A 24,215-nucleotide genomic window follows, 5' to 3' on the forward strand; every position below is an offset into this window, starting at 1 on the left:
CGGACGGGCCTCCGGTACGGCGCACGTTCCTCGTCCTGGCCGGCTCAGGCCGTGAAGCGGTACTGCCCCGAGCCGATCGCGAAGACCGCGCAGCCGTCGTCCAACCGCAGGAAGCGGGCGCCGGGGTGGGTGACGTCCTCGGCGCGGGCGGCCGGGATCCAGACCTCGGCGGTGGTGTTCACGGGCAGGGTCACGGTCAGGTGGAAGCGGCCCTTCTCCGTCTTCCAGTCGGTGGTGACGGGGCCGTGGAGCGAGGCGAAGCGGCCCCGGGCGCGGGTGATGCCGCCGCCGGGGCGGGGCCGCACGGTGACCTTCCGGAAGCCGGGGGCGGCGGGGGCGAGGCCCGCGATGTGGGCGTACATCCACTCCCCGACCGAGCCGTACGCGTAGTGGTTGAAGGAGTTCATCCCGGCGTCCTGGAAGCTTCCGTCCGGCTTGATGGAGTCCCAGCGCTCCCACATGGTCGTGGCCCCGCGGTCGATCTGGTAGCCCCAGCTCGGGAAGGTCCGCTGGAGCAGCAGGCGGTACGCCACGTCCGTGTGCCCGGTCTCGGTGAGGACGGGGAGCAGGCGCGGGGTGCCCAGGAAGCCCGTGGACAGATGCCAGTCCTTCGCCTCGATGAGGGCGACGAGGCGGTCGGCCGCGGTGGTGCGTTCCTCGGCGGTCAGGAGGTCCATGGAGAGTGCCAGGACGTAGGCGGTCTGGGTGTCGCCCTTCACCCGGCCGCCGTCGGTGACGTAAGCGGTACGGAAGGCGTCGCGGATCTCCGCGAACAGTGCGGTGTACGGGCCCGGGTCCTTGCCCAGGACCCGGGCGGTACGGGCCACGAGGTCGGCGCTGTGGGCGTAGTACGCGGTGGCGATGACGTCCTTGGGGGTGTCGTCGGCGATGTTGAGCCAGTCGCCGTAGCCGGTGGCGGGCCGCAGCCGTCCGGTGCTGTGCGCGTCCAGGTGGTCGAGCCACTTCAGCATCGAGGGCCAGGCCCGTTCCAGCACCTGGGTGTCGCCGTACGCCTGGTGGAGGGCCCAGGGAACGGTGACCCCGGCGTCGCCCCAGCCGGCCGAGCCCGCGCCCAGGCCGTCGACGTGCGGCGCGACGTCCGTGAAGGCTCCGTCGGCGGTCTGGTCGTCCTGGAGGTCGCTCAGCCACTTGGAGAGGAAGCGGGCCGACTCCATCGCGTACGCGGCGGTGGGCGCGAAGACGTTGATGTCGCCGGTCCAGCCGAGGCGTTCGTCGCGAGCGGGTGTGTCGGTGGGGATGGAGAGGAAGTTGCCGCGCAGACCCCAGGTGATGTTGCTGTGGAGTTGGTTAAGCATCGGGAGGTTCGTCTCGAACTCCATGGTCAGGGGCGCGTCGGTGTGGATCACCCGCCCGACGACCGCGTCGAGCGGTGGCTTGCCGGGGTAGCCGGTCACCTCGACGTAGCGGAAGCCGTGGAAGGTGAAGCGCGGCTCGTACGTCTCGCGGCCGCCGCCCTTGAGGGTGTAGTGGTCGGTCGCGGCGGCGGTACGGCGGTTGGTGGTGTAGACGGTGCCGTCGGGGTTCAGCACCTCCGCGTGGCGCAGCCGTACGGTGGTGCCGGCGCGGCCGGTGACGCGCAGGCGGGCGGTGCCGACCATGTTCTGGCCGAGGTCGAAGACGAAGACGCCTGGGCGGGGTTCGGTGATCTTCTTCGCCTTGAGCTCCTGGATGACGCGGCAGGGCCCGTCGGGCTCGGCGACCAGTTCGCCGGTGACCTCGTCCTCGGCGGGCACGGCCTTCGCCCAGGCGGAGTCGTCGAAGCCGGTGCGGAGCCAGCCGGTGGTTTCGAGGCGGGCGTCGTGGTTCTCGCCGGTGAGGAGGTCCGCCAGGGTGATGGGGCCGGTGGCGGCCCGCCAGTCCGTGCCGGAGAGCACCCGCTCTGTGGTGCCGTCCCGGTAGGTCACCTCCAACTGGCCGAGGAATGCGGGGTGTTCGCCGTACTGGTGCGGGCCGAACATCCCGACGTTGCCTGCGTACCACCCCGTCGCCAGCTCCACGCCGAGGGTGTTGGCCCCGGAAGAGAGCAGCTCGGTGACGTCGTGCGTCTGGTACTGGATCCGCTTGGCGTAGTCCGTCCAGCCGGGTGCGAGGCGGTCCGTCCCGACCTTCTTGCCGTTGAGGTGGGCTTCGTACAGGCCGAGGGCCGTGGAGTAGAGCCTGGCCCGTGCGACGGGCTTGCGGCGCAGCCGGAACTCGTGGCGCAGTTGAGCGACGGGGGCGTAGGCGGGGGCGACCTTGCCCCAGGGGCCCGTTCCCCACGGGGCGAGGACCTTCGCGGCGGGCCATGCGCTGTCGTCGTAGTCCAACGCCCGCCATTCCTCTGCCGGTTCGGCGTCAACGGACTTCCAGCCGTCGCCGGTCGTGACGGTCCGCACGCCGTCGGCGGTCGTCAGCTCCAGGGCCCCGAGCAGCCCGGCGGGGCCGGTGACCTCATTGGTCGCGGCGACCGCGAGGACGTGGCGGCCGGGCGTCAGCCGTTCGGTGACGTCGGTGACCGAGGGGCGGCTCCAGGCCCTGGCGACCTCGTCCGGTTCGGCCCGCGCCACCTCCGTACCGTCGAGGTGGGCGACGTACCCGTCGTCGGCCGTCAGCACGAGGCGGGCCCGCGTCACCCCGTCCGGTACGTCGAACGCGCCCCGGAACCAGCGGGTCGCGGCGGGCGCGCTGGACGCCGGATCGCCCTCCGGGAACCAGATCCAGGAGGCCCCGTCCAGGGCGGGTGCGCCGACGAGGGCGGCCGGGGCGCCGACCCAGCGCGCGGACCAGTCCGAGGCCTCGGTGAGGCCGGTCTCCCACCAGGCGGGCTCGGACCAGCCCGAGACCTGACCTTCGTCGTCCCAGACCCGCACGGTCCAGTAGTAACGGGTACGGGAGCGCAACTCCGGCCCCCCGTACAGGACTTGTGTGGAGTCGGTGGACTCGACCTTGCCGCTGTCCCATACGTCGGGCCGTTCCAGGGCGCGTTCGCTCAGCGCGACACGGACCTGGTACGCGCTCTGCGTGCGGCCCGGTGCGGCGGCGGTGAGCGGCCAGCCGAGGCGGGGGCGGGCGGCGCCGAGGCCGAGGGGGTTCTTCACGTACTCGGCGGTCGAGCCGCCCACCCGGAGGCCCTTGCCTGCCCCTTGCACACCGCGTTCCGCGGCCTGTGCGGGGGGAATGGCTCCGGCGATGAGGGTGGTTCCCAGGGCGGTGGCGGTCGTGCTGAGCAGTCGTCGTCGGCTGATCACACTCGGCTCCGATTCGGCGAGGGGAAGGGACGGGGGATGGGGCAGGTGGGGCGGTCGGTCGGTCAGGCGGGCAGGGGGCGGGCGTCTTCGGTGCGGCGCGCCGCCGCCTCCCAGACCGTCGGGTCACCCGACGGCTCGTAGAGGGTCAAGGGCTGGGTGCGGGAGATGAGTTCGCGGGTGGAGGCCAGATCGCCGGGCAGGCCGTGGGCCCGCGCCTGGACGAGGACGTTGCCGAGCGCGGCCGCTTCGGCGGGGCCCGCGACCACGGGCACCCCGCAGGCGTCGGCGGTGAGTTGGCAGAGCAGGGCGTTGCGCGCCCCGCCGCCGACGAGGTGCACGACGTCGGCCTCGCGGTCGGCGAGGCGCTGCGCCTCGCGGATCGCCTGCCGGTGGGCGAGGGCCAGCGAGTCGAGGACGCAGCGGGTGATCTCCCCCGGGCTGTGGGGCACCGGACCGCCGGCCGCCCGGCAGGCGGCCGCGATGCGCCCGGGCATGTCCCCGGGGGCCAGGAACTCGGGTGCGGCGGCGTCCACCACGTACCGCAGGGCGGGGATGCGAGCGGCTTCGGCCAGCAGGGGGGTGACATCGGCCAGCTCCCAGGTGCGCATGCACTCCTGGAGCAGCCACAGGCCCATGATGTTCCGCAGGAAGCGGACGGTGCCGTCGATGCCCAGTTCGTTGGTGAAGTTCGCGGCGCCGCTCGCCCTGGTGGTGACGGGCGCGTCGAGTTCGAGGCCGGCCAGGGACCAGGTTCCCGTGCAGAGGTAGGCGAACCGCTCCCCTCTCCCGGCCGGGACGGCGGCGACGGCGGAGGCGGTGTCGTGCGAGCCCACGGCTGTCACCGGTACGGGGCCGGGCAGCCCGGTCCGCTCCTGGACGGCGGGGAGCAGCGTGCCCGCCGGGTCGCCCGGGCGGCGCAGCGGGGCGAAGAGGGCCAGGTCGATGCCGAGGCGGTCGGCCAGGGTGCGGTTCCAGTCGCCGGTGCGCGGGTCGATGAGCTGGGTGGTGGAGGCGTTGGTCAGTTCGGTGCCCTGCTCTCCCGTGAGCCAGTACGCGATCAGATCCGGGATCAACAGCAGGTGGCGGGCCGAGGCGAGTTGTGGTGTTCCCCGCGCCGCCACGAGTTGGTAGAGCGTGTTGAACGAGGCGTACTGGATTCCGGTCGCCCGGTAGAGGGCGTCGGGCGGGACCGTGGCCCATACCCGCTCCGGGACGCCTTCGGTGCGCCGGTCCCGGTAGTGGACGGGGTTGCCGAGGAGGGATCCGTCGGCGGCGAGGAGTCCGTAGTCGACCGCCCAGCTGTCTATGCCGACGGAGTCGACCGGGCCCGCCGCGCGCAGCCCGTCGAGCACGCCCCCGTACAGGCCGAGGATGTCCCAGCGCAGGCCTTCGGGCAGGTGCACCGGCCGGTTGGGGAAGCGGTGGGCCTGGGTGAGGTGCAGGGTGTCCGGGCCGACGCGGCCGGTCATGACCCGCCCGCTGGACGCGCCGAGGTCGACGGCCGCGAAGGTCTTCGTGCCGGCGCCGCTCATCGCAGGAAGGCCCCGGCGACCCCGGCGTCGACGGGGATGTGCAGGCCGGTCGTGTGGGTCAACTCGCCCCCGGTGAGCGCGAAGACCGCGTTGGCGACATGTTCGGGCAGCACCTCCCGCTTGAGGAGGGTGCGTTGGGCGTAGAACTCGCCGAGCTTCTCCTCCTCGATCCCGTACGTGGCGGCACGCCGGGCACCCCAGCCACCGGCGAAGATGCCGGAGCCGCGCACCACACCGTCCGGGTTGACTCCGTTGACGCGGATGCTGTCGCCGCCCAACTCAGCTGCCAACAGGCGTACTTGGTGGGCCTGGTCGGCCTTGGCGGCCGAGTACGCCACATTGTCGGGACCGGCGAAGACCGCGTTCTTCGAGGCGATGTAGACGAGGTCGCCGCCGAGGCCCTGGGCCCGCATGACGCGCGCGGCCTCGCGGGCGACGAGGAAGGAGCCCCTGGCCATGACGGCGTGCTGGAGGTCCCAGTCCCGGACCGTGGTCTCTGCCAGCGGCTTGGAGATGGAGATGCCGGCGTTGTTGACCACGAGGTCGACGCCGCCGAAGGCGAGTGCCGCCGCCGCGAAGGCGCCGGCCACCTGGTCCTCGCTGGTGACGTCGACGGTGACGGCCACCGCCCGGTCGGGGCCGCCCAGTTCCTCGGCGACGGCGGCCCCGCTCGCCGCGTCGAGGTCGGCGACGACCACGCAGGCGCCCTCCGCGACGAGGCGGCGGGCGATGGCCCGGCCGATGCCGCTGCCCGCGCCGGTCACCAGGGCGACCCGGGTGGCCAGCGGCTTGGGCCGGGGCATCCGCCGGAGCTTGGCCTCCTCCAGGGCCCAGTACTCGATGCGGAACTTCTCCGACTCCTCGATCGGGGCGTAGGAGGAGACGGCTTCCGCGCCGCGCATCACGTTGATCGCGTTGAGGTAGAACTCCCCCGCCACGCGAGCGGTCTGCTTGTCCTTGCCGAAGCTGAACATCCCCACCCCGGGGATCAGCACGATCGCCGGGTCCGCGCCCCGCATCGGGGGCGAGCCGGGCTCCGCGTGCCGGGTGTAGTAGGCGGCGTACTCCTCCCGGTAGGCGGTGTGCAGCTCGTTCAACCGACTTACCGCCGCGTCGAGTTCGGCGGTCGGCGGCAGGTCGAGGACCAGGGGCCTGACCTTCGTCCGCAGGAAGTGGTCCGGGCAGGAGGTGCCGAGGGCCGCGAGCCTGGGGTGTTCGGCGCGGGCGAGGAAGTCCAGCACCGCGTCGGAGTCGTCGAAGTGGCCGACCTGGGTGTGATCCCGGGAGGCGAGGGCGCGTACGTACGGGGCGAGGGCGGCGGCCCGCGCACGGCGACCGTCCTCGGGCAGCGCCTCGTACCCCTCGATCACCGGCCCGAAGGGTTCCGGCCTGCCGTGGTCGGCGAGGAAGGTCTCGGCGGTGCGGATGATGTGGAGCGCGTTGGCCTCGCACTCCTCGGACGTCGCACCCCAGGCGGTGATGCCGTGGCCGCCGAGGACGCAGCCGATGGCTTCGGGGTTGGCCGCCTTCACCGCGGCGATGTCCAGGCCGAGTCGGAATCCGGGGCGCCGCCAGGGGACCCACGCGACGGTGTCGCCGAAGCAGTCGGCGGTCAGCTTCTCGCCGTCGGCCGCGCAGGCGAGGGCGATCCCGGAGTCCGGGTGCAGATGGTCGACGTGCGGGGCGTCGACGAGTCCGTGCATGGCGGTGTCGATGGAGGGGGCCGCGCCACCCTTGCCGTGCAGGCAGTAGTCGAAGGCGGCGACCATCTCGTCCTCGCGCTCCTCGCCCGCGTAGACGCCGCGCAGGGCGCGCAGGCGGTCGAGGCGGAGGACGGCGAGCCCTTCGGCGGTCAGGGTGCCGAGGTCGCCGCCGGAGCCCTTGACCCACATCAGCTCGACGTCGTCGCCGGTGACCGGGTCGGGCGCGGCGCCCTTGGCGGAGGCGTTGCCGCCCGCGTAGTTGGTGTTGCGGGGGTCGGAGCCGAGCCGGTGGGAGCGGGCCAGGAGCGCTGCGGCTTCGGGGTGGAGTGGCATGGGGTTCCTCGGTGTCCTTCGCTGAGGGAGGGGCGGGGAGGGGTTCGGGGGCGACGGGCTTTCCGGGTGGGCCTCATGGGGCGGGGCGTGCGGCGCGCATCCGGAACGGCCTACGCCCCCCACCCCGCCTGCTGCCCGCCGATCCGCTCCTCTGCGGTCTTCACCGCCCAGCCGGAGCGCCGGTAGGCGGCCATCGGGTCGCCGTCGAGGCCCTGTTCCTCGCGGACCTCGGCGAGCAGGGGGCGTACGTCGGTGTTGTAGGCGTCCATCAGCACGGCGTTGGCCTCCAGGACGTCGCCCGTGCGCTGGGCGCCGGCCAGGGCCGCGCGGTCCACGAGGAGCGCCTTCGCGGTGGCCTCCTGGACGTTCATCACCGAGCGGATGATCGCGGGGATCTTCTCCTCGATGTTGTGGCACTGGTCGAGCATGAAGGCGACGTCCGCCGTGAGCCCGCCGCCGCGGACGACCTCGTACATGATGCGGAAGAGCTGGAAGGGGTCGGCGGCCCCGACCATGAGGTCGTCGTCGGCGTAGAAGCGGGAGTTGAAGTCGAACCCGCCGAGCCGGCCCTCGCGCAGCAGGGTCGCGACGATGAACTCGATGTTGGTGCCGGGCGCGTGGTGCCCGGTGTCCACGACGACCCGCGCCTTCGGGCCCAGCTTGAGGCAGTGGGCGTAGGCCGTCCCCCAGTCCGGGACGTCGGTCGTGTAGAAGGCGGGTTCGAACAGTTTGTACTCCACGAGCATGCGCTGGTCGTCGCCGAGCCGTTCGTACACGGCGGCCAGTGCCTCGGCGAGCCGGTCCTGCCGCTCGTGGATGTCGTCCTGGCCGGGGTAGTTCGTGCCGTCCGCGAACCACAGCTTGAGGTCCCGGGACCCCGTCGCGTCCATGATGTCGACGCAGGCCATCAGGTGCTCCAGGGCCTTGCGGCGCACGGCGGCCTCCGGGTGGCAGACGCTGCCGAGCCGGTAGGCGTCGTCCTGGAAGGTGTTGGCGTTGATCGCCCCGACGGCCAGCCCCCGGTCGCGGACGTGCTCGGCGAGGGCCGCGTAGTCGTCGACCGTGTCCCAGGGAATATGGAGGGCGACGGTGGGTGCGGCTCCGGTGAACTCGTGCACCTTCGCCGCGTCGTCCAGCTTCTCCTGGGGGGTGCGAGGCACGCCGGGCCGGGCGAAGACCTTGAAGCGGGTCCCCGAATTCCCGTACGCCCAGGAGGGCGTCTCGATGGCCTGGGACGTGAGGGCGGCCTTCACCGTGGCGTGCTCGGTCACTTCGTCGCTCCTGTGACGTCGGTGTGAACGCGAATGAATCTGAAACGATTCATGCGAGGTTGAAGGTAGGAGCGCCCCCAGGGGCTGTCAACCCTTCCGGCAGACCTGACACTGCAGAACCTGATGACTTCAAGGGGCAGTTGAGAATTTGCGTTCAGCCCCATTGACGCGCCCCGAGGGACCTGCCTAACGTCCCGGCAACTCATTTGAAACCTTTCACGATGCCGTGAGGACGCCCTCCGCATCGTCGAGGAGCCACCGATGACCCACCGGTCCGCCAAGGATCCGGCCCCCGTGCTGGCCCTGAGGGGCATCTCGAAGTCGTTCGGCGCCGTGCGCGCCCTGCGGGACGTGTCCCTCGACCTGTTCCCCGGCGAGGTCCACGCGCTCGCCGGGGAGAACGGCGCGGGCAAGTCGACCCTGATCAAGACCCTCGCCGGAGTGCACCGGCCCGACAGCGGCCGGGTTCTGCTGGACGGCGAGCCGGTCGCCTTCCACGGTCCCGCCGACGCCCGCGACGCCGGTATCGCCGTCATCTACCAGGAGCCGACGCTCTTCCCCGACCTGTCCATCGCTGAGAACATCTTCATGGGCCGTCAGCCCCGCCGGGCGCTCGGCCGCATCGACCACCGGGCCACCCGGACCGCCACGGCCGCTCTGATGCACCGGCTCGGGGTCGAGCTCGACCCCGACCGCCCGGCGCGCGGCCTGTCGATCGCGGACCAGCAGATCGTGGAGATCGCCAAGGCCCTCTCCTTCGAGGCCCGCGTCCTGATCATGGACGAGCCGACCGCCGCCCTGACGGGCAGCGAGGTGGCGCGCCTCTTCCGCGTGGTCCGGGCGCTGCGCGAGCAGGGGGCGGCCGTGCTGTTCATCTCGCACCGGCTGGAGGAGATCTTCCGTATCTGCGAACGCGTCACGACCCTGCGGGACGGGGCGCTGATCGCCGGTGAACCGTTGGCCGGCATGACGGAGGAGGACCTGGTCCGACGGATGGTCGGCCGGGAACTGGACGAGCTGTATCCGAAGCAGCACGTGGAGGCGGGCGAGGTCGCCCTCAGCGTCCGGCGGCTCACCCGCGAGGGCGTGTTCACCGACGTCTCCTTCGAGGTGCGGTGCGGCGAGATCGTCGGCATGGCGGGGCTGGTCGGCGCCGGGCGTACGGAGGTGGCGCGGGCCGTCTTCGGCGTCGACCGGTGGGACGCGGGCGAGGTCGAGGTGGCCGGGCGGGCACTCGTCAACGGTGCCCCGTCCACCGCCATGGCCGCCGGGCTCGCCCTGGTCCCCGAGGACCGGCGGGCGCAGGGCCTGGTGATGGGCATGTCCATCGAGCGGAACATCGGGCTGACCGGGCTGCGCGCCACCCGGCGGGCGGGGCTGATGGACCGGGGGGCGGAGCGCAGCCGCTCGCTCGACTGGGCGGTCCGGCTCCAGGTGAAGTACGCCCGCATCGCCGATGCCGTCTCCACCCTGTCCGGCGGCAACCAGCAGAAGGTGGTGCTGGCCAAGTGGCTGGCGACCGGGCCTTCCGTGCTGATCGTCGACGAGCCGACGCGCGGGATCGACGTCGGCACCAAGGCGGAGGTGCACCGGCTGCTCAGCGCGCTGGCGGCCGACGGGGTGGCGGTGCTGATGATCTCCTCCGATCTGCCGGAGATCCTCGGCATGGCCGACCGGGTGCTGGTGATGCACGAGGGGCGGCTGACCGCCGAGATCCCCCGTTCCGACGCCACCGAGGAGACCGTGATGGCCGCAGCCACGGGGAGGGCCGCCGCATGACGGTGACGACGACCGAACCGGCGCCCGTCGCGCCGGTCCCCGCCTCCAGCGGCACCCGGCTGGTGGACCGCGTCTTCAAGATGCGTGAACTCGCCATCTTCGTGCTCCTGTTGGCGATGCTCGCGCTGACCCAGCTGGGCAACAGCGCGTTCCTCTCCGAGCAGGGCGTCAAGGACCTGCTGCTCAACGCCACGATCCTGGTACTGGTCGCCACCGGCCAGGCGCTGGTGGTCATCACCCGCAACGTTGACCTGTCGGTCGGCTCGACGCTGGGCATCAGCGCCTTCGCCGCCGGGACGTACCTCCAGGGCGGCGGGCACCCGGTGGTCGCCGTGGTGCTGGCCGTGCTGCTCGGCGTCGGCTTCGGCCTGCTGAACGGGCTGCTCGTGAGCCTCGGCCAGGTGCCCGCCCTGGTGGTGACGCTCGGGACGCTCTACATCATCCGGGGCATCGACTCGATCTGGGTCGGCTCGCGCCAGATCACGGCGGCCGATCTCCCGGACGGATTCGTGGACTTCGGCTCCGGCGGGGTCTCGGCGGTGCCGTGGCTCGCACTGATCGCCCTGGCGGTGCTGGTGTCGACGGCGTATTACCTCAAGCACTTCGGCAGCGGGCGCGAGCTGTACGCGCTGGGCTCCAACCCGGAGGCTGCGCGGCTGGCCGGGATTCCCGTACGCCGGCGGATCCTGCTGGCCTACACCTTCTGCGGGGCGCTGGCCGGGCTCGCGGGGGCGCTGTATCTGGCGCGCTTCGGGAATGTCGACTCCGGCACGGGCACGGGTTACGAACTCACCGTCGTCAGCGCGGTCGTGGTCGGCGGGGTGGTCTTCACCGGGGGCTCCGGCACGGTGTACGGCGCGGCGCTCGGTGCGCTGCTGCTGACCTCGGTGAACAGCGTGCTGCCCGCGCTCGGCGTCAGCTCCGTGTGGGTGCTCGCGATCAACGGAATCCTGCTCATCCTCGCCATCGCGGTGGACCGGATCGTGGCCCTGCGCGTGGCGTCCGCCCTGAAGAAGAGGAACGCCCGCCATGGCTGACTCCGCACTCGCGCGCGCCGTCCGCTGGGACACGGTCGTCGGCGCCCTCCTGATCGTGGTGCTGCTGCTGTCCTTCGGCTTCGTCGACGGTTTCGGCAACGCCCTCAACCTGTCGTTCCTGATCGGCAACACCCTGCCCATCGCGCTCATCGCCCTGCCGATGACCCTCCTGGTGGTCTCCGGGGAGATCGATCTGTCGGTGGCGTCCACGGCCGGACTCTCGGGGGCGGTGATGGGGGCGCTGTGGAACCAGGGCCTGCCGATCGAGGCGGTCATCCCGATCTGTCTGCTGCTCGGTGTGGTCTGCGGGCTGGTCAACGGGCTGTTGGTCACCCGCCTCGGGCTGCCGTCCCTCGCGGTCACCATCGGGACGCTGGCCGCCTACCGGGGCATCGCGCAGATCGTGCTGGGCTCGGACGCGGTCACCGATTTCCCTTCCCCCTACCTGGACTTCGCCGCCGGGCGGATCGGCGACACGTTCGTCCCGTACGCCCTCCTGCCGTTCCTGGCCCTGCTCGCGGTCGCCGTACTCGCTCTGCACGCAACGCCGTTCGGGCGCTCGCTGTTCGCGACGGGCGCCAACGATGAGGCGGCCAGGTTCGCGGGCGTACGGGTGAAGCGGCAGAAGCTGATCCTGTTCACGGTGACCGGGCTGATGGCCTCGCTCACCGGAGTGTTCTGGGCACTGCACTACGCCAGCGCCCGATTCGACAACGCCACCGGTCTCGAACTGTCCGTGGTGGCCGCCGTGTTGCTCGGCGGCATCGACTTCGACGGCGGCAAGGGCACGCTCGGCGGCGCGATCGCGGGCGTGTTCCTGCTCGGCGCGCTGCAGAACGTGATGAGCCTCGGGGACGTCTCCGCACAGTCCCAGATCGTCGTCACCGGCGTGCTGCTCGTGCTCTCCGTGCTCGGCCCGCGCGTCGCCCGCCAAATCTCCGCCGCGAGGGCGGGGCGGCGGACCGCCTCGGCCCCGACTCCCTGACCCCGTGCCCGTACCTTCTTCCGCAAAGGACCCTGCCATGCGTACGTCATCGATCCGCCGAACCTGTGCGGCGCTGGCCGCCGTCACCTCCCTCGCGCTCGCCGTCACCGCCTGCGGGGGCACCACCAAGAGCGATGTGAAGAAGGAGAGCGGTTCGGCCGCCTCGGCCGGCGAGGCGGACCCGAACGCTCCCACCAAGAAGGGGCTGACCGTGGGCTTCCTGCCCAAGCAGGTCAACAACCCCTACTTCACCACCGCCGACAAGGGCGGGCAGAAGGCCGTCGAGGCGCTGGGGTCCACCTTCAAGGAGGTCGGCCCGACCAGCGCCACCGACACCTCCGGCCAGGTCTCCTACGTCAACACCCTCACTCAGCAGCAGGTCGACGCCATCGCCGTGTCCGCGCAGGCCCCGGGGGCCCTGTGCACCGCGCTCAAGCAGGCCATGAAGAACGGCGTCAAGGTCGTCACGTACGACTCCGACACCAAGCCCGACTGCCGCAACGTGTTCGTGTCCCAGGCGGGGGCCGAGGACCTGGGCCGCACACAGGTCCAGCTGCTCGCCGAACAGATCGGCTACAGGGGCGAGATCGCGATCCTGTCCGCCGCCCAGACGGCGACGAACCAGAACCTGTGGATCGACTACATGAAGGACGAGCTGAAGGACCCCAAGTACAAGGACGTCAAGCTGGTGAAGGTGGCGTACGGGAACGACGACGCCCAGCAGTCCTTCCAGCAGACGCAGGGGCTGCTCCAGGAGTATCCGAAGCTCGCCGGGATCGTGTCGCCGACCACCGTCGGCATCAAGGCGGCGGCGCAGTACCTGTCCGGTTCGAAGTACCGGGGCAAGGTGAAGCTGTCCGGCCTCGGCACCCCCAACGATCTGCGGTCGTACGTGAAGAACGGCACGGTCGAGGCGTTCGAGCTGTGGGACCCGGCGAAGCTCGGCGAGCTGGCCGGCCACGCCTCGGTCGCCCTGGCGTCCGGGCAGATCACCGGCAAGGAGGGGCAGACCTTCGAGGCGGGCGAGCTGGGAACATACACGATCGGGAAGGACGGGGTGGTCGACCTGGGCAAGCCGACGGTGTTCGACAAGGACAACATCGACGACTTCGACTTCTGATGGGCGCGGATAGGCTGAGGGTCCGTTCCGCGTCCCTCGCCCCTGTGGAGGTCTCCGTCTGATGGCCCGGTCGGTGGGGATCAAGGACGTGGCCCGGGCCGCCGGAGTATCGGTGGGCACGGTCTCCAACGTCATCAACCGCCCGGACACGGTCGGTCCCGATGCCCGTGCCCGCGTCCTGTCGGCGATCGACCGGCTCGGTTACGTCCGCAGCGAGTCGGCGCGGCAGTTGCGGGCAGGGCGCAGCCGGATCATGGGGCTGCTGGTCCTCGACATGGGCAACCCGTTCTTCGTGGACGTGGCGCGCGGGGCGGAGCGGGCCGCGCGGGAGGCGGGGCTCGGTGTCATGGTCTGCAACAGTGCGCAGAGTCCCGGCGAGGAGGCGGAGTACCTGTCGCTCTTCGCGGAACAGCGGGTCCGGGGGGTGCTGCTCACCCCGGCCGACGCGACCGGGCGCAACATCGCGGCGTTCCGGCGGCACGACATCCCGTTCGTCCTCGTCGACCGGGTCGCGGAGGGGACCACGGAGTGCTCGGTGTCGGTCGACGACGTGGCGGGCGGGGCGCTGGCGGTGCGGCATCTGCTGGACGCCGGGCACCGCTCCATCGCCTACGTGAGCGGGCCGCCCGGTTTCAACCAGGTCCGGGACCGCCGTACGGGGGCGCTGGCGGCGCTCGCCGATGCGGGGCTCGGCCCGGAGGCCCTGCGGGAGCTGCCCACGGAGCGGCTGGACGTGGCGGCGGGGCGGGACGCGGGGGCCCGGCTGCTGGGGCTGTCCGACCGGCCGACCGCCGTGTTCTGCGCCAACGACCTGCTCGCGCTGGGGGTGTTGCAGTCGCTGTTCGCCGCCGGGGTCTCCGTACCCGATGATCTGGCCCTGGTGGGGTACGACGACATCGAGTTCGCGGCGGCGGCGGCGGTGCCGCTCACGTCGGTGCGGCAGCCGGCGGCGACGATGGGGGCGCTGGCGGCCGGTCTGCTCCTGGAGGAGACCGGGGCGGGGGCGTCCGAGGGGGCGCACGAGCACCGGCGTGTGGTGCTGCAGCCGGAGCTGGTGGTGCGGCGGTCCAGTCTCGCCGCTCGCTGAGGAGACGGCCGACGGTCAGACGTGGGCGAGGAGTCCGTCGAGCGGGCGGGGCAGGCGGGTGAGGTCGAGGGCCTCGGTGAGCGCCCGGGCGTAGTGCTCCTTGCGTCCGCCGATCGTTCCCATGAAGCGCCGCAGCTGGGCCTCGACCGGCCGCTCCCGCTGGGCGGGCTGCTTCTGGAAGAGCCGGAAGGTCCGCAGGTCGCCCTGGTCGTCGATGACCTGCTGGACGCCGTCGGTGCCGAGCGCCCGGATCAGCTCGTCCTCCAGGTCGGCGTGGCAGGTGAAGAAGCCCAGCGTCTCCAGGTCGTCAGGGGCGAGGCCCGCGCCGAAGCCGGTGCGTTCCAGGCCCTGGAGGAAGAAGCGCTGCTCCGCCGCGTCGCAGAGCCCGGCGGGCCGGACATCGAGCCCGTCGGGTCCCAGGAGGCGCAGGAACCGGGTGATGCTGGTGGCGCCCCCGAGCGGTACGACCACGACGCCCTCGGCGGTGAGGGTGCGGCCCTGGCGTTCGGCGAGCGCCTCGACCGCCGCACGGTCGCTGACGCCCTCGACGAGCACCACCGTGCGCAGCCCCAGACCGGCCGCCAGGTCACGGGCGGCCCCGGCCTCGGCGGGTGCCGGAGTGTCGCTGTCGTCCGCGGCCCAGGAGATGACCGCCTGCCTCAAGCGCGTCGCTGTGTCCACCCGGCCAGTCTCGCACCATGATCGACGGGTACGACAAGGGTTTTCGCGTACGTCGACGAGGCCCTGGTGCGCACAGGCGGCGTTACGTCACCGGGGTGCGGGCTGCCTGCGGGCCAGGTGGAGGCCGACGCCCAGGGCGAGGGCGAGCACGCAGCCGGAGAAGGTCAGTCCGGCGTTCCGCAGTCCGATGCCGAGGGTGAGGGCGCCGACGCCGACGACGGGCAGGGAGATGCCCAGGTAGGCGATGACGAAGAACGCGGACACGGTCGCCGCCCGGTGCTCGGGCGGGGCCGCCGCGCTGATCGCCGCCACCGCGCCGCGGAACGCCAGCCCCTGGCCCAGGCCGCCGCACAGGGCCCCGGCGACCAGCAGAGGCAGCGAGGTGAACAGCAGCGAGGAGCCGACCAGGACGAGTCCGGCGACGAGGACGAAGCAGCCGCCCGGCAGGGCCCGGCGCTCGCCGACCCGCCCCATGAGCGCCTGCCCGGCCGTCGAGGCGAGGAAGACGGAGAAGACGACGAGCCCGGTGAGGGCCAGGTTGTGCACGTCGAGCGTCTCGGCGACGAACGCGGGGGCGACCGCCGTGAAGAGGCCGAGCAGGGAGAATCCGGCGAAGGCGGCCAGCGCAGAGGTGGTGAACACGCCGCGCATGGTGGGCGGGACGGCCAGGCCCTGGGGCCGCAGCCGCAGTCCCCGCACGCGGGCGGCGGCGACCGTCTCGGGGAGGAACCAGGCCAGCACGGCGGCCACGGCGATCAGGGCCAGGTGCGCGAGGAAGGGGAGCCGCAGGGGCCAGGGGGCGTACTCGGCGAGCAGCCCCGACAGGAGCGGCCCGCACCCCAGGCCGCCCATGTTCGCGGCGGTCGCGGCCAGCCCCGCCCGCGCCGCGCGCCCCGGCGGGGCCAGCTCCATCACCGTGACCGTCGCCGCGCCGCTGAGCAGTCCGGCGGCGAACCCGGAGAGGAGTCGGCCGGCGAACAGGGCGGGGAGCCCGCCCTCGAAGAGGAAGCAGAGCGCGCTGGCCGCCGAGAAGCCCAGGGCGGCCAGGAGCACCGGCCGTCGCCCCGCCTCGTCGGAGACGTTCCCGGCGAGCAGCAGGGTGGCGATCACTCCGAGGGCGTAGACGGCGAAGACGACCGTCACCATCAGCTCGGAGAAGCCGAGCTGTTCCCGGTAGAGACCGTAGAGCGGGGTGGGCAGCGTGGTGCCCGCCATGCCGATGGCGAAGACGGCCGCGGCGGCCGGGTAGCCGAGGCGTTTCCCGCTCCGCGGCGCGGGGCTCATGAACCGGCGGGCGGGGCCGCGGGGGTGATGTGGCTCAGCACGCACCGCCAGTGCCCGTCGTGCCGTACGAAGACGTCCGTGGTCCATTCGTCGGCGTCGAAGCGCTGACCGCCGTAGTGGGCGGTGTTGGTGATCCGGGCGGTGACGAGGGCGGTCTCCCCGTGGACCCGGACCCTCGGCGGGGTGACGGCCTCCATCGCGGAGTGGGTCAGGTCGCCGGACCGGACGTGGTCGAGGAACGCCTCCCGTTCCGTGATGCCGGACTCGGAGACGATGACCCACTCGTCGGCCATGAAGTCGGCGATCCGTGCCGCGTCGTTCGCGACGATCGCGGCGGCCCAGTCGTCGACGATCGCGGTGAGCCGGGCGTGGTCGGTATCGGGCCCTCCCCGGTCCGGGGCCGGCTCGGCGGTCTCGTCCTCTCCGCTCTCTCCCATGCCGCGAGGGTAACCGCGGGCCGGGCGGGCCGCGCGTCCTGCGGGCGGGAGCGGGACCCGTACACGCCCGAGGGGCGGGCCGTACGCGTCCGGTGGACACCGTACGGTCCCGCCCCCGGTCATGGGCCGGTCAGCGGTGGTGCGGGGTCAGCGCGCTCCGCCCTGGCGGCGTTCGAATCCGGCGAACGCGGCTTCCTGGCGCCACTCGGTGGCCGCCTTCGCGTTGTCCGCGAGATGGCGGGCGCAGGCCGGTGCCGGCGGGGCGACGCCCGGCTGCGATCCGGCGCAGGCGCGGACCGGTCGGTAACCGGTGCGCGCGGAGCCGGAGGCCCACAGGCTGTCGCCGTCGAGGAAGGCGTGCTCCAGCGAGGCGCGCGCCAGGTCCTTCAGCTCGGTGTAGCTCAGGCCGTAGGTGGCGCGGGCGTACTGGTACTCGTGGCTGATGTCGATGCGCGAGACGCCGGGGTCGTCGGTGGCGAGGACCACCGGGACGCCGTAGCGGCGGTAGGCGTTGAACGGGTGGTCGTCGCCCGCCACGCCCAGGATCTGCTTGTTGCTGCTGAACGGCACCTCGACGGCGACACCGCGCCGGGCCATCGTCCGGGCCAGCTGCTGCCAGTCGTCCTCGTGGACGAGGTCGACGCCGTGGCCGATGCGTTCGGCTCCGGCGACGTGGACGGCCTCGCGGATGTGGAACGTCAGGTCCTCGGGCTTGACCAGGCCGGGGGTCAGCTCACCGGCGTGCAGGGTGAGGCGGGCGTCCGGGTACTGAGTGCGCAGGTACTGGAGCATCCGCATCTGGAGGCGGTAGTTGCGCAGGGCGCTCTCCCCGTCCTCCGGCTGGACGAGGTTGACGGCGACGAATCGCGAGTCGCGCTCCGCGAGCCGCATACCGACGGCCATCTGCGTGAACACGCGCTCGTTCGAACTGCCGCGGGAGACCTGGGAGATCCACCGGACGGGCAGACGGCAGCCGGGGTCGGGGCGGCCGGTGTCGCAGTGCGCCGTCTCCCGGAACTGGGCGTCGGCGGCGTCCGCCTCCCGTACGGCCTCGTCGACGACCCCGTCGAGCTTTCCGCCGGCGACCAGCTTCCGGTGCAAGGCGGCGAGGTCGGCGTCGTAGCCCACGGATTCGGCGAGCTTCTTCGCGGCGTCCGATGCGGGGGTGACCAGGGTCTCCAGGTAGAACTGGTTCTGCTCCACGACGGTGTTGGCGACGTTGGCGAGCATCTTGCCGCGGTCGCGTGTCGCCTCGCCGAATTTGCCGAAGGTGTCGAAGAAGTGGTCGTGGCCGGACTGGTCGGCGGGGAAGTCCTGCATGGACCAGGCGCGGACGATCCGCTGCCGGAACTCGGCGTCCGTGCGGGCGTCGGCGGCCGGCCGGGTGCCCGGTCCGCAGGGCGGGCGCACGGCGGTGTCGGTGGCGTCGATGCACAGGCCGTTCTCGCCCGCGAGCTGGATCAGGTACTCGGTGGTGACCGCGCCCGAGAGGTGGTTGTGGAGGTCGCCGCCCTTGGGCAGTCCCGCGAAGAAGCCCTTGAGGCGGGCGGGGTCGTCGCGCAGCGCGTCCAGACGGGCGGCGGTCCTGCGCTCGGCCGGGGTGGTGACGCGGAACGCGGCCGGGGCGGCGGGGTCCTGGGCCGGTGCGGCGGTGGCCGGGAGCGCGGGCAGGATCGTGAGTAAGGCGAGTGCGGCGATCCCGGCCGGGACCAGGGAGTGGGGACGGTAGGCCGTCCGAATCGTTGAGATCACCGCCGCATGATCGCGTCGGGCACGACCCCCGCCCGCGCGAAACACATGGGCCTGCATGGGTTCCACCCGATCGTGTGCTGTAGCGCCCTGACGACAGAAGGGCCGAAAGAAGTCTTGCGCGATCCCTTGACCGGTGTGAGACGAAGGTCCACAGTGACTCACTAATGCGCATTACTAATACGCATTAGTGATCCGGAGGAACACCGTGGAAGAACCCAGGAAGCGGGCCAGGCCGGGCCGCGCGCCCGCACCGGCGGGCCGTACGTCCCGGCCGCGGCAGGCCGAGGTCGCCCGGCTCGCCGGGGTCTCGCAGGCCACTGTCTCGCTGGTGCTCGGGGCCCGGAAGCAGGGCGTGACGATCTCCGAGGAGACGCGCCGCAAGGTGCTCGACGCGGTGCGGGCGCTCGGTTACGTCCCCGATCCGGCGGCCAGCCGGCTGGCCGCCGCGCGGAACAATCTGCTCGGGGTCTTCAGCTTCACGTCCACGTTCCCGACCGACGTGCAGCACTCGTACTACCCGTTCCTGGTCGGCGTCGAGCAGGAAGCCGCAGCCCGCGGCTACGACCTGGTGCTCTTCACCGGGTCCAGCACGGGCGGGGCGGGGGCTGCCGGGCCGAACGCCCTGGCCCGGGTCCGGCTCGCCGACGGCTGTCTGTTCCTCGGGCGGCACGCGCCGGCCGAGGAGTTGCGGCGGCTGGTCGCCGACGGCTTCCCTGTGGTCCACCTGGGCCGCCGGGACGAGCTGGAAGGGCTCGCCTGGGTCGGCGCGGACTACATCAGCGCCAGCCAGGAGGTCGTCGGCCATCTCACGGCGCTCGGGCACCGGCGCATCGTGCTGGTCCGGGAGGACGACGATGCGCCCGCCTCCACCGACCGTGAACACGGCTTCCTCAAGGGCCTGGAGGAGGCGGGGCTGCCCGGCGGTCCCGCCGCCGTCTTCCGCTCCGCCGACCCCGAGCGGGACCTGACCGCGGAGCGGCTGCGCGGCTGGCTCGACGAGGGCGTCACCGCGTTCGTCGCGGAGGAGACCGACACGGGGGACGCCTGGCGCGCCCTGCACGGAGCCGCCCACTTCGTCGGGATCGACTGCCCGCGCGACGCCTCGCTGGCGCTGCTCGGCAGCCCGCCGCCGGACCTGGCCGAGGAGCCCGCTCCCACCGGATTCGACATCCCACGGCCCCAGTTGGGCGCGGCGGCCGTCCGGATGCTCGCCGCACTGGTCTCCGGGGAGGAGGCGGCCGAACCCCTGGTCGCCTGCACCTTCCGGCCCGGTTCCACGGCGGGCCCGGCCCCCGCCCGGTACTGACCTCCAGACCTGAGGGCCTGTCACCGCACCACGTACATCCAGCACTTCAAGGAGAACCGTGATACCCGAACCCGACATCCTCATCGTGGGCGGCGGACTCGGCGGGGTCGCCGCCGCCATCGCCGCCTGCCGGGTGGGGCGCACCGTCGTCCTCACCGAGGAGACGGACTGGATCGGCGGCCAGCTCACCTCGCAGGCGGTCCCGCCGGACGAGCACCCGTGGGTCGAGGAGTTCGGCACCACCGCCTCGTACCGCACCCTGCGCGAGTCCATCCGCGACTACTACCGCCAGTGGTACCCGCTGCGGTCCGAGGCGCTGGCCCTGCGCACCCTCAATCCTGGTGCGGGCCGCGTCAGCAAGCTGTGCCACGAGCCACGCGTCGCGCTCGCGGTGATGGAGGCGATGATCGCCCCGTACCGCTCCGCCGGACTGCTCACGCTGCTCACCGAGCACCGGCCGGTGGCCGCCGAGGCGGGCGACGACGACACCGTACGGTCCGTCACGCTCGCCGACACACGCAGCGGCAACCGTCGTACGATCAGCGCCCGTTACGTCATCGACGCCACCGAGACCGGCGAGCTGCTCGAACTCGGCGGTGTGGAGCATGTGATCGGCGCGGAGGCGCGGAGCGAATTCGACGAGCCGCACGCCCCCGAGGAGGCGCAGCCCCTCAACCAGCAGGGCATCACGGTGTGTTTCGCGCTCTCGCACCACGAGGGCGAGGACCACACCATCGAGCGCCCGGCCGACTACGACTTCTGGCGCACCTACCAGCCGGAGTTCTGGCCCGGTCCGCTGCTGGGCTTCCTCGCCCCGGACCCGCGCAGCCTGGAGGCGGTCCCGCGCACCTTCGTGCCGAACCCGGAGCTGGACCCGCTGGACGTCAGCGCCGACCAGTCCGCCGACGCGGGTGACAAGGAGCTGTTCGGCTTCCGCCGGATCCTGGCCCGTAAGCTGCACCGTCCCGGCGCGTTCGACTCGGACATCACGCTGGTCAACTGGCCCTTGAACGACTACTGGTTGAAGCCTCTGATCGGCGACGGCGAGGAGACGGCGGCCGCCGCGCTGCACGGGGCGCGCCAGCTGTCGCTGTCGGTCCTGTACTGGCTCCAGACCGAGGCCCCCCGGGCCGACGGCGGCCGGGGTTTCCCGGGGCTGCGGCTGCGGCCGGACGTCACCGGCACGGCGGACGGCCTGGCGAAGGCCCCGTACGTCCGGGAGTCGCGGCGGATCAAGGCCGTCACCACGGTCACCGAGCACGACGTGTCGATCGACATCGTCGGCCCGTACGGCGGCACCCGCCACCGGGACTCGGTCGGCGTCGGCAACTACCGCATCGATCTGCACCCGTCGACCGGCGGCGACAACTACATCGACATCGGCTCGGTGCCGTTCGAGATCCCGCTCGGCGCGCTCATCCCCCGCCGGGTCCGCAACCTGCTGCCCGCGGGCAAGAACATCGGCACCACGCACATCACCAACGGCTGCTACCGGCTCCACCCGGTGGAGTGGAACATCGGCGAGGTCGCCGGCGCCCTGGCCGCCCACTGTGTCGCCGAGAACGTCGAGCCGCACCGGGTGCAGGCCGAGGACAAGCGGTTCGAGGTGTTCGCCCGGCTGCTGGAACGCGACGGCATCCAGCGCCACTGGCCGGACGTACGCGGCTACTGACCGGGGACGCCCCGGCCCGCCCCGTGGACGTCCCGGCCCGCTCCGGGGACGTCCCGGCCCGCTCCATCTGCACGACCTGTTTCACCGCACGGCCCCCAGGGGCGGTCGCGGAGCGCCGGGCGGGCGCAGCTCCACCTGTACCCGCCCGGCCCAGGACCCACGGCGTCTGCCGACACCCGGTCCTGCCGCCCTCGCCCTGCCCACCCGCACGAGGAGGTGCCCAGCCATGAACACCCACCGCATCCGCGTCGGCATCGACGTGGGCGGGACCTTCACCGACGCCGTGGCCGTAGACGCCACGACCCTGCAACTACTGGGGCAGGTGAAGGTACCCACCAGCCACCACCACGAGGACGGTGTCGCCCACGGCATCGTCGAAGCTCTCGACCGGCTGCTGGAGCAGACCGGCCACACGCCCGAGGACGTGACGTTCCTCGCCCACGGGACGACCCAGGCTACCAACGCCCTGCTGGAGGGCGATGTGGCCACCGTCGGGCTGATCGGCATCGGCACCGGTCCGGGCGCCACGCTGACCCGCCGGCTGGCCGCCTTCCGCAAGCTGGAGCTGACCCCGGGCAAGCGGCTGCCGCTCGCCTACGCCCATGTCGCCGACCCGGACGACGCCCCCGCCGTACGCGCCGCGCTCGACGAGGTCGTCCGCGAGGGGGCCGAAGTCGTCGTCGCCAGCCAGCCGTTCAGTGTCGACCGCCCGGAGGGCGAGGAGGCGGTGGCGGTGGCCGCCCGGGAGCGTGGGCTGCCGACGACGGCCGCCCACGACATCACCTCGCTGTACGGGCTCCACAAGCGAACCCGGACGGCGGTGGTGAACGCGGCGATCCTGCCGCGGATGCTCGCCACCGCCGACCTGGTCGACGCCTCGATCACCAAGGCGGGCGTGAGCGCGCCGCTGATGGTGATGCGCTGCGACGGCGGGGTGATGTCGCTGGACGAGATGCGGCGCAGACCGCTGCTGACGGTGCTGTCGGGTCCGGCGGCGGGCGTCGCCGGGGCGCTGATGCAGGAGCGCGTCAGTGAGGGCCTGTTCCTGGAAACCGGCGGCACGTCCACGGACATCAGCGTCGTGCGACGCGGCAAGGTCGCCGTGCGGCACGCCACGATGCTGGGCAGGTCGTCGTACCTCTCGGCGCTCGACGTACGCACGGTGGGCGTGGGCGGCGGTTCGATGGTCCGGATCGACGGCGGCAAGGTCGTCGGCGTCGGGCCGCGCAGCGCACACATCGCGGGCCTGCCGTACGCCTGTTTCGCGGACGCGGAGGACCTGCGGGACGCGAGGGTGACCACGATCCGGCCGATGGCCGACGACCCGGCGGACTACGCGGTGCTGGACGCGGCGGGCGGCCGGTTCGCGATCACCATGACCTGTGCGGCGAACGCGCTCGGGAGGGTGCCGGAGGGCGACTTCGCCCGCTGCGACCAGGAGGTGGCGCGGGCCGCGCTCGCCCCGCTGGCCGCCGCGCTCGGCACGGATGTCGCCACGGCGGCGACGAAGCTGCTGGACGCGGGTACCGACCAGGTGAAGTCGGTGGTCGAGTCGATGATGCGCGACTACCGCCTGGAGAAGGACACCGCGGTGCTCGTCGGGGGCGGCGGAGGGGCCGCCTCGGTCACCCCACACCTGGCGGCCGTCACCGGCCAGGAGGGGCGGATCGCCCGGCACAACGAGGTGATCAGCCCGATCGGGGTGGCCCTCGCCCTGATCCGCGAGCAGGTCGAGCGGATCATCCCGGGCGCCGGCCAGGAGCAGATCCTCGCCGTACGGGCGGAGGCCGAGGCGGCCGTCATCGCCCAGGGGGCCGCCGCCGACGGGGTGGAGGTGGAGGTCACCGTCGACCCGCAGACCAGCACCGTACGGGCGGTCGCGACCGGTGCGACCGAGCTGCGCACCCAGGACCGCGCCCACCGGGCGGACGACGCGGACCGGCTGCGGGCCGCCGCGACGAGCCTACGCACCGACCCGGCGTCCGTGCGGGTCCTCGCGGGCACCCCCGCCCACACGGTGTACGGCACCGAGGTGCGCCGCCGCTTCCGCGCGGACCGGCACCCGGTGCGGGTGGTGGACGCGGACGGCGTCGTACGGCTGCACGCCCCGGACGCCCGGGTCGAGACGACCACGGTGGGGCGTGCCCCCGAGATGCTGGCGGGCCTCGTGAAGGAGGCCACGTCGTACGGGGACGGCGGGGTACGGGCTCCGGCGCTGCGGCTGCTGCTCGGCTCCCGGATCGCCGACCTGTCGGGGGTGCTCGATCCGGACCCGCTGCTGGCGCTGGCGCGCAGCGAACTGCGGTCGCGGGCGGCCGACGAGCCGGTCGTGGCCGTGGTGGAGGTCCGGTCGTGACGGCCGCCCTGCTGGACCGCGCGGCGCGCGCGGCGATCGCGGAGCTGGAGGCCGCGGACGACGTCGAGTTCGGCGTACGGCTGCTGCGGAACACGCCCACGCACGAGCGGCGCGATCCGGCGCTGCTGCGCCACTGGGCCGCGACGGCCGACGCGTTCGGGGCGGGGCTGGAGCCGGTCGCCGCCACGGCGCGGATCGTGGAGAGCGACGGGGGCCTGGCGAGGGGGCTGCTGGCCCGTTACACCTCGCGGCCGGTGCCGACCGTCGAGCTGTTCACCGACACGCTGGCGCTCGCCGACGAGCTGATCGACCTGCTCGGCTGGCGGCACTGGTATCCGGCGGGGTCGGTGCGTGCCGCGGCCGTCGCCCACGAGGCGGTGCACGAGCAACTGCACCACGGGCCGCGGAAGAAGGACCTCAAGCGCGCCCTGGACCACGTCGTGCTGCGCGCCGGACGGCACACCCTGTACGGCCATGTCGCGGGCGCCGACGAGATCGCCGCCCATGCCCACGCCCGCACGGTCTGCGGCCTCGGCCGCAGCCCCCTCCTGCTGACGGCGGCGCTGGCCACGGCGGCCGAGCCGCAGCACGGGTCCCCGCAGGGATCCCCGCACGGAAGAGAGAAGTAACGC

17 protein-coding genes are annotated in these 24,215 nt (G+C 72.7%); 9 read left to right on the forward strand and 8 right to left on the reverse strand.

The window, feature by feature from the left end:
• Window positions 1-44: 44 nt before the first annotated feature.
• From IE140_RS26695 to rhaI, 4 genes are all read right to left on the reverse strand, one after another.
• Complete coding sequence (locus IE140_RS26695; protein WP_150196929.1) at window positions 45-3,248, reverse strand: alpha-L-rhamnosidase; 3,204 nt, start codon at window positions 3,246-3,248, stop codon at window positions 45-47.
• 62 nt (window positions 3,249-3,310) lie between these two features.
• Complete coding sequence (locus IE140_RS26700) at window positions 3,311-4,780, reverse strand: rhamnulokinase (protein ID WP_150196781.1); 1,470 nt, start codon at window positions 4,778-4,780, stop codon at window positions 3,311-3,313.
• Window positions 4,777-6,816: a bifunctional aldolase/short-chain dehydrogenase gene (locus IE140_RS26705; RefSeq protein ID WP_150196780.1), complete on the reverse strand. Its 2,040-nt coding sequence runs from the start codon at window positions 6,814-6,816 to the stop codon at window positions 4,777-4,779. The genes IE140_RS26700 and IE140_RS26705 overlap by 4 nt, the downstream gene beginning before the upstream one ends.
• 110 nt (window positions 6,817-6,926) lie before the next feature.
• Window positions 6,927-8,087, reverse strand: a complete 1,161-nt coding sequence (rhaI, locus tag IE140_RS26710) for an L-rhamnose isomerase (protein ID WP_150194302.1) — start codon at window positions 8,085-8,087, stop codon at window positions 6,927-6,929.
• Window positions 8,088-8,348: 261 nt separating this feature from the next.
• Here rhaI and IE140_RS26715 point away from each other — a divergent pair, with 261 nt between their 5' ends.
• The 5 genes from IE140_RS26715 (at window position 8,349) to IE140_RS26735 (ending at window position 14,095) form a co-directional block, all read left to right on the forward strand.
• Complete coding sequence (locus IE140_RS26715; RefSeq protein ID WP_150194300.1) at window positions 8,349-9,866, forward strand: sugar ABC transporter ATP-binding protein; 1,518 nt, start codon at window positions 8,349-8,351, stop codon at window positions 9,864-9,866.
• Window positions 9,863-10,903 (forward strand): ABC transporter permease, encoded by a 1,041-nt coding sequence (locus tag IE140_RS26720; RefSeq protein WP_093435975.1) that lies wholly within the window; start codon window positions 9,863-9,865, stop codon window positions 10,901-10,903. Before IE140_RS26715 ends, IE140_RS26720 begins: the two co-directional genes overlap by 4 nt.
• Complete coding sequence (locus IE140_RS26725) at window positions 10,896-11,888, forward strand: ABC transporter permease (protein ID WP_150194298.1); 993 nt, start codon at window positions 10,896-10,898, stop codon at window positions 11,886-11,888. The genes IE140_RS26720 and IE140_RS26725 overlap by 8 nt, the downstream gene beginning before the upstream one ends.
• A 37-nt stretch (window positions 11,889-11,925) precedes the next feature.
• Window positions 11,926-13,008 carry a rhamnose ABC transporter substrate-binding protein gene (rhaS, locus tag IE140_RS26730; protein ID WP_150194296.1) on the forward strand — a complete coding sequence of 361 codons (1,083 nt, stop codon included), beginning with the start codon at window positions 11,926-11,928 and terminating at the stop codon, window positions 13,006-13,008.
• Window positions 13,009-13,069: 61 nt separating this feature from the next.
• Window positions 13,070-14,095 (forward strand): LacI family DNA-binding transcriptional regulator, encoded by a 1,026-nt coding sequence (locus tag IE140_RS26735; protein WP_032774648.1) that lies wholly within the window; start codon window positions 13,070-13,072, stop codon window positions 14,093-14,095.
• Window positions 14,096-14,110: 15 nt separating this feature from the next.
• Here the strand turns inward: IE140_RS26735 and IE140_RS26740 are convergent, their stop codons facing one another.
• The 4 genes from IE140_RS26740 to IE140_RS26755 all read right to left on the reverse strand — a co-directional run bounded on the left by IE140_RS26740 (window position 14,111) and on the right by IE140_RS26755 (window position 18,249).
• Window positions 14,111-14,776, reverse strand: coding sequence for an ATP-dependent endonuclease (locus IE140_RS26740; RefSeq protein WP_150194293.1), 666 nt, complete (start codon window positions 14,774-14,776; stop codon window positions 14,111-14,113).
• Between the two features lie 87 nt (window positions 14,777-14,863).
• The gene (locus IE140_RS26745; RefSeq protein WP_150194291.1) at window positions 14,864-16,060 is read right to left on the reverse strand and encodes an MFS transporter; all 1,197 of its coding nucleotides are present in this window, start codon (window positions 16,058-16,060) and stop codon (window positions 14,864-14,866) included.
• Complete coding sequence (locus IE140_RS26750) at window positions 16,057-16,497, reverse strand: nuclear transport factor 2 family protein (RefSeq protein WP_150194289.1); 441 nt, start codon at window positions 16,495-16,497, stop codon at window positions 16,057-16,059. Before IE140_RS26750 ends, IE140_RS26745 begins: the two co-directional genes overlap by 4 nt.
• Window positions 16,498-16,644: 147 nt before the next feature.
• Window positions 16,645-18,249 carry an adenosine deaminase family protein gene (locus IE140_RS26755; protein ID WP_150194287.1) on the reverse strand — a complete coding sequence of 535 codons (1,605 nt, stop codon included), beginning with the start codon at window positions 18,247-18,249 and terminating at the stop codon, window positions 16,645-16,647.
• 205 nt (window positions 18,250-18,454) lie between these two features.
• Between IE140_RS26755 and IE140_RS26760 the strand changes: the two genes are divergently transcribed.
• From IE140_RS26760 to IE140_RS26775, 4 genes are all read left to right on the forward strand, one after another.
• Window positions 18,455-19,555 carry a LacI family DNA-binding transcriptional regulator gene (locus tag IE140_RS26760; protein WP_150194285.1) on the forward strand — a complete coding sequence of 367 codons (1,101 nt, stop codon included), beginning with the start codon at window positions 18,455-18,457 and terminating at the stop codon, window positions 19,553-19,555.
• Window positions 19,556-19,613: 58 nt separating this feature from the next.
• Window positions 19,614-21,227: an FAD-dependent oxidoreductase gene (locus IE140_RS26765; RefSeq protein ID WP_093436000.1), complete on the forward strand. Its 1,614-nt coding sequence runs from the start codon at window positions 19,614-19,616 to the stop codon at window positions 21,225-21,227.
• A 226-nt stretch (window positions 21,228-21,453) separates the two neighbouring features.
• On the forward strand, window positions 21,454-23,583 hold the full coding sequence (locus IE140_RS26770) for a hydantoinase/oxoprolinase family protein (protein ID WP_150194283.1): 2,130 nt from the start codon (window positions 21,454-21,456) through the stop codon (window positions 23,581-23,583).
• On the forward strand, window positions 23,580-24,212 hold the full coding sequence (locus tag IE140_RS26775) for a hypothetical protein (protein ID WP_150194279.1): 633 nt from the start codon (window positions 23,580-23,582) through the stop codon (window positions 24,210-24,212). The genes IE140_RS26770 and IE140_RS26775 overlap by 4 nt, the downstream gene beginning before the upstream one ends.
• Window positions 24,213-24,215: the final 3 nt, after the last annotated feature.

Source organism: Streptomyces parvus (assembly GCF_014648875.1).
GTDB classification, from domain to species: Bacteria; Actinomycetota; Actinomycetes; order Streptomycetales; family Streptomycetaceae; genus Streptomyces; species Streptomyces parvus.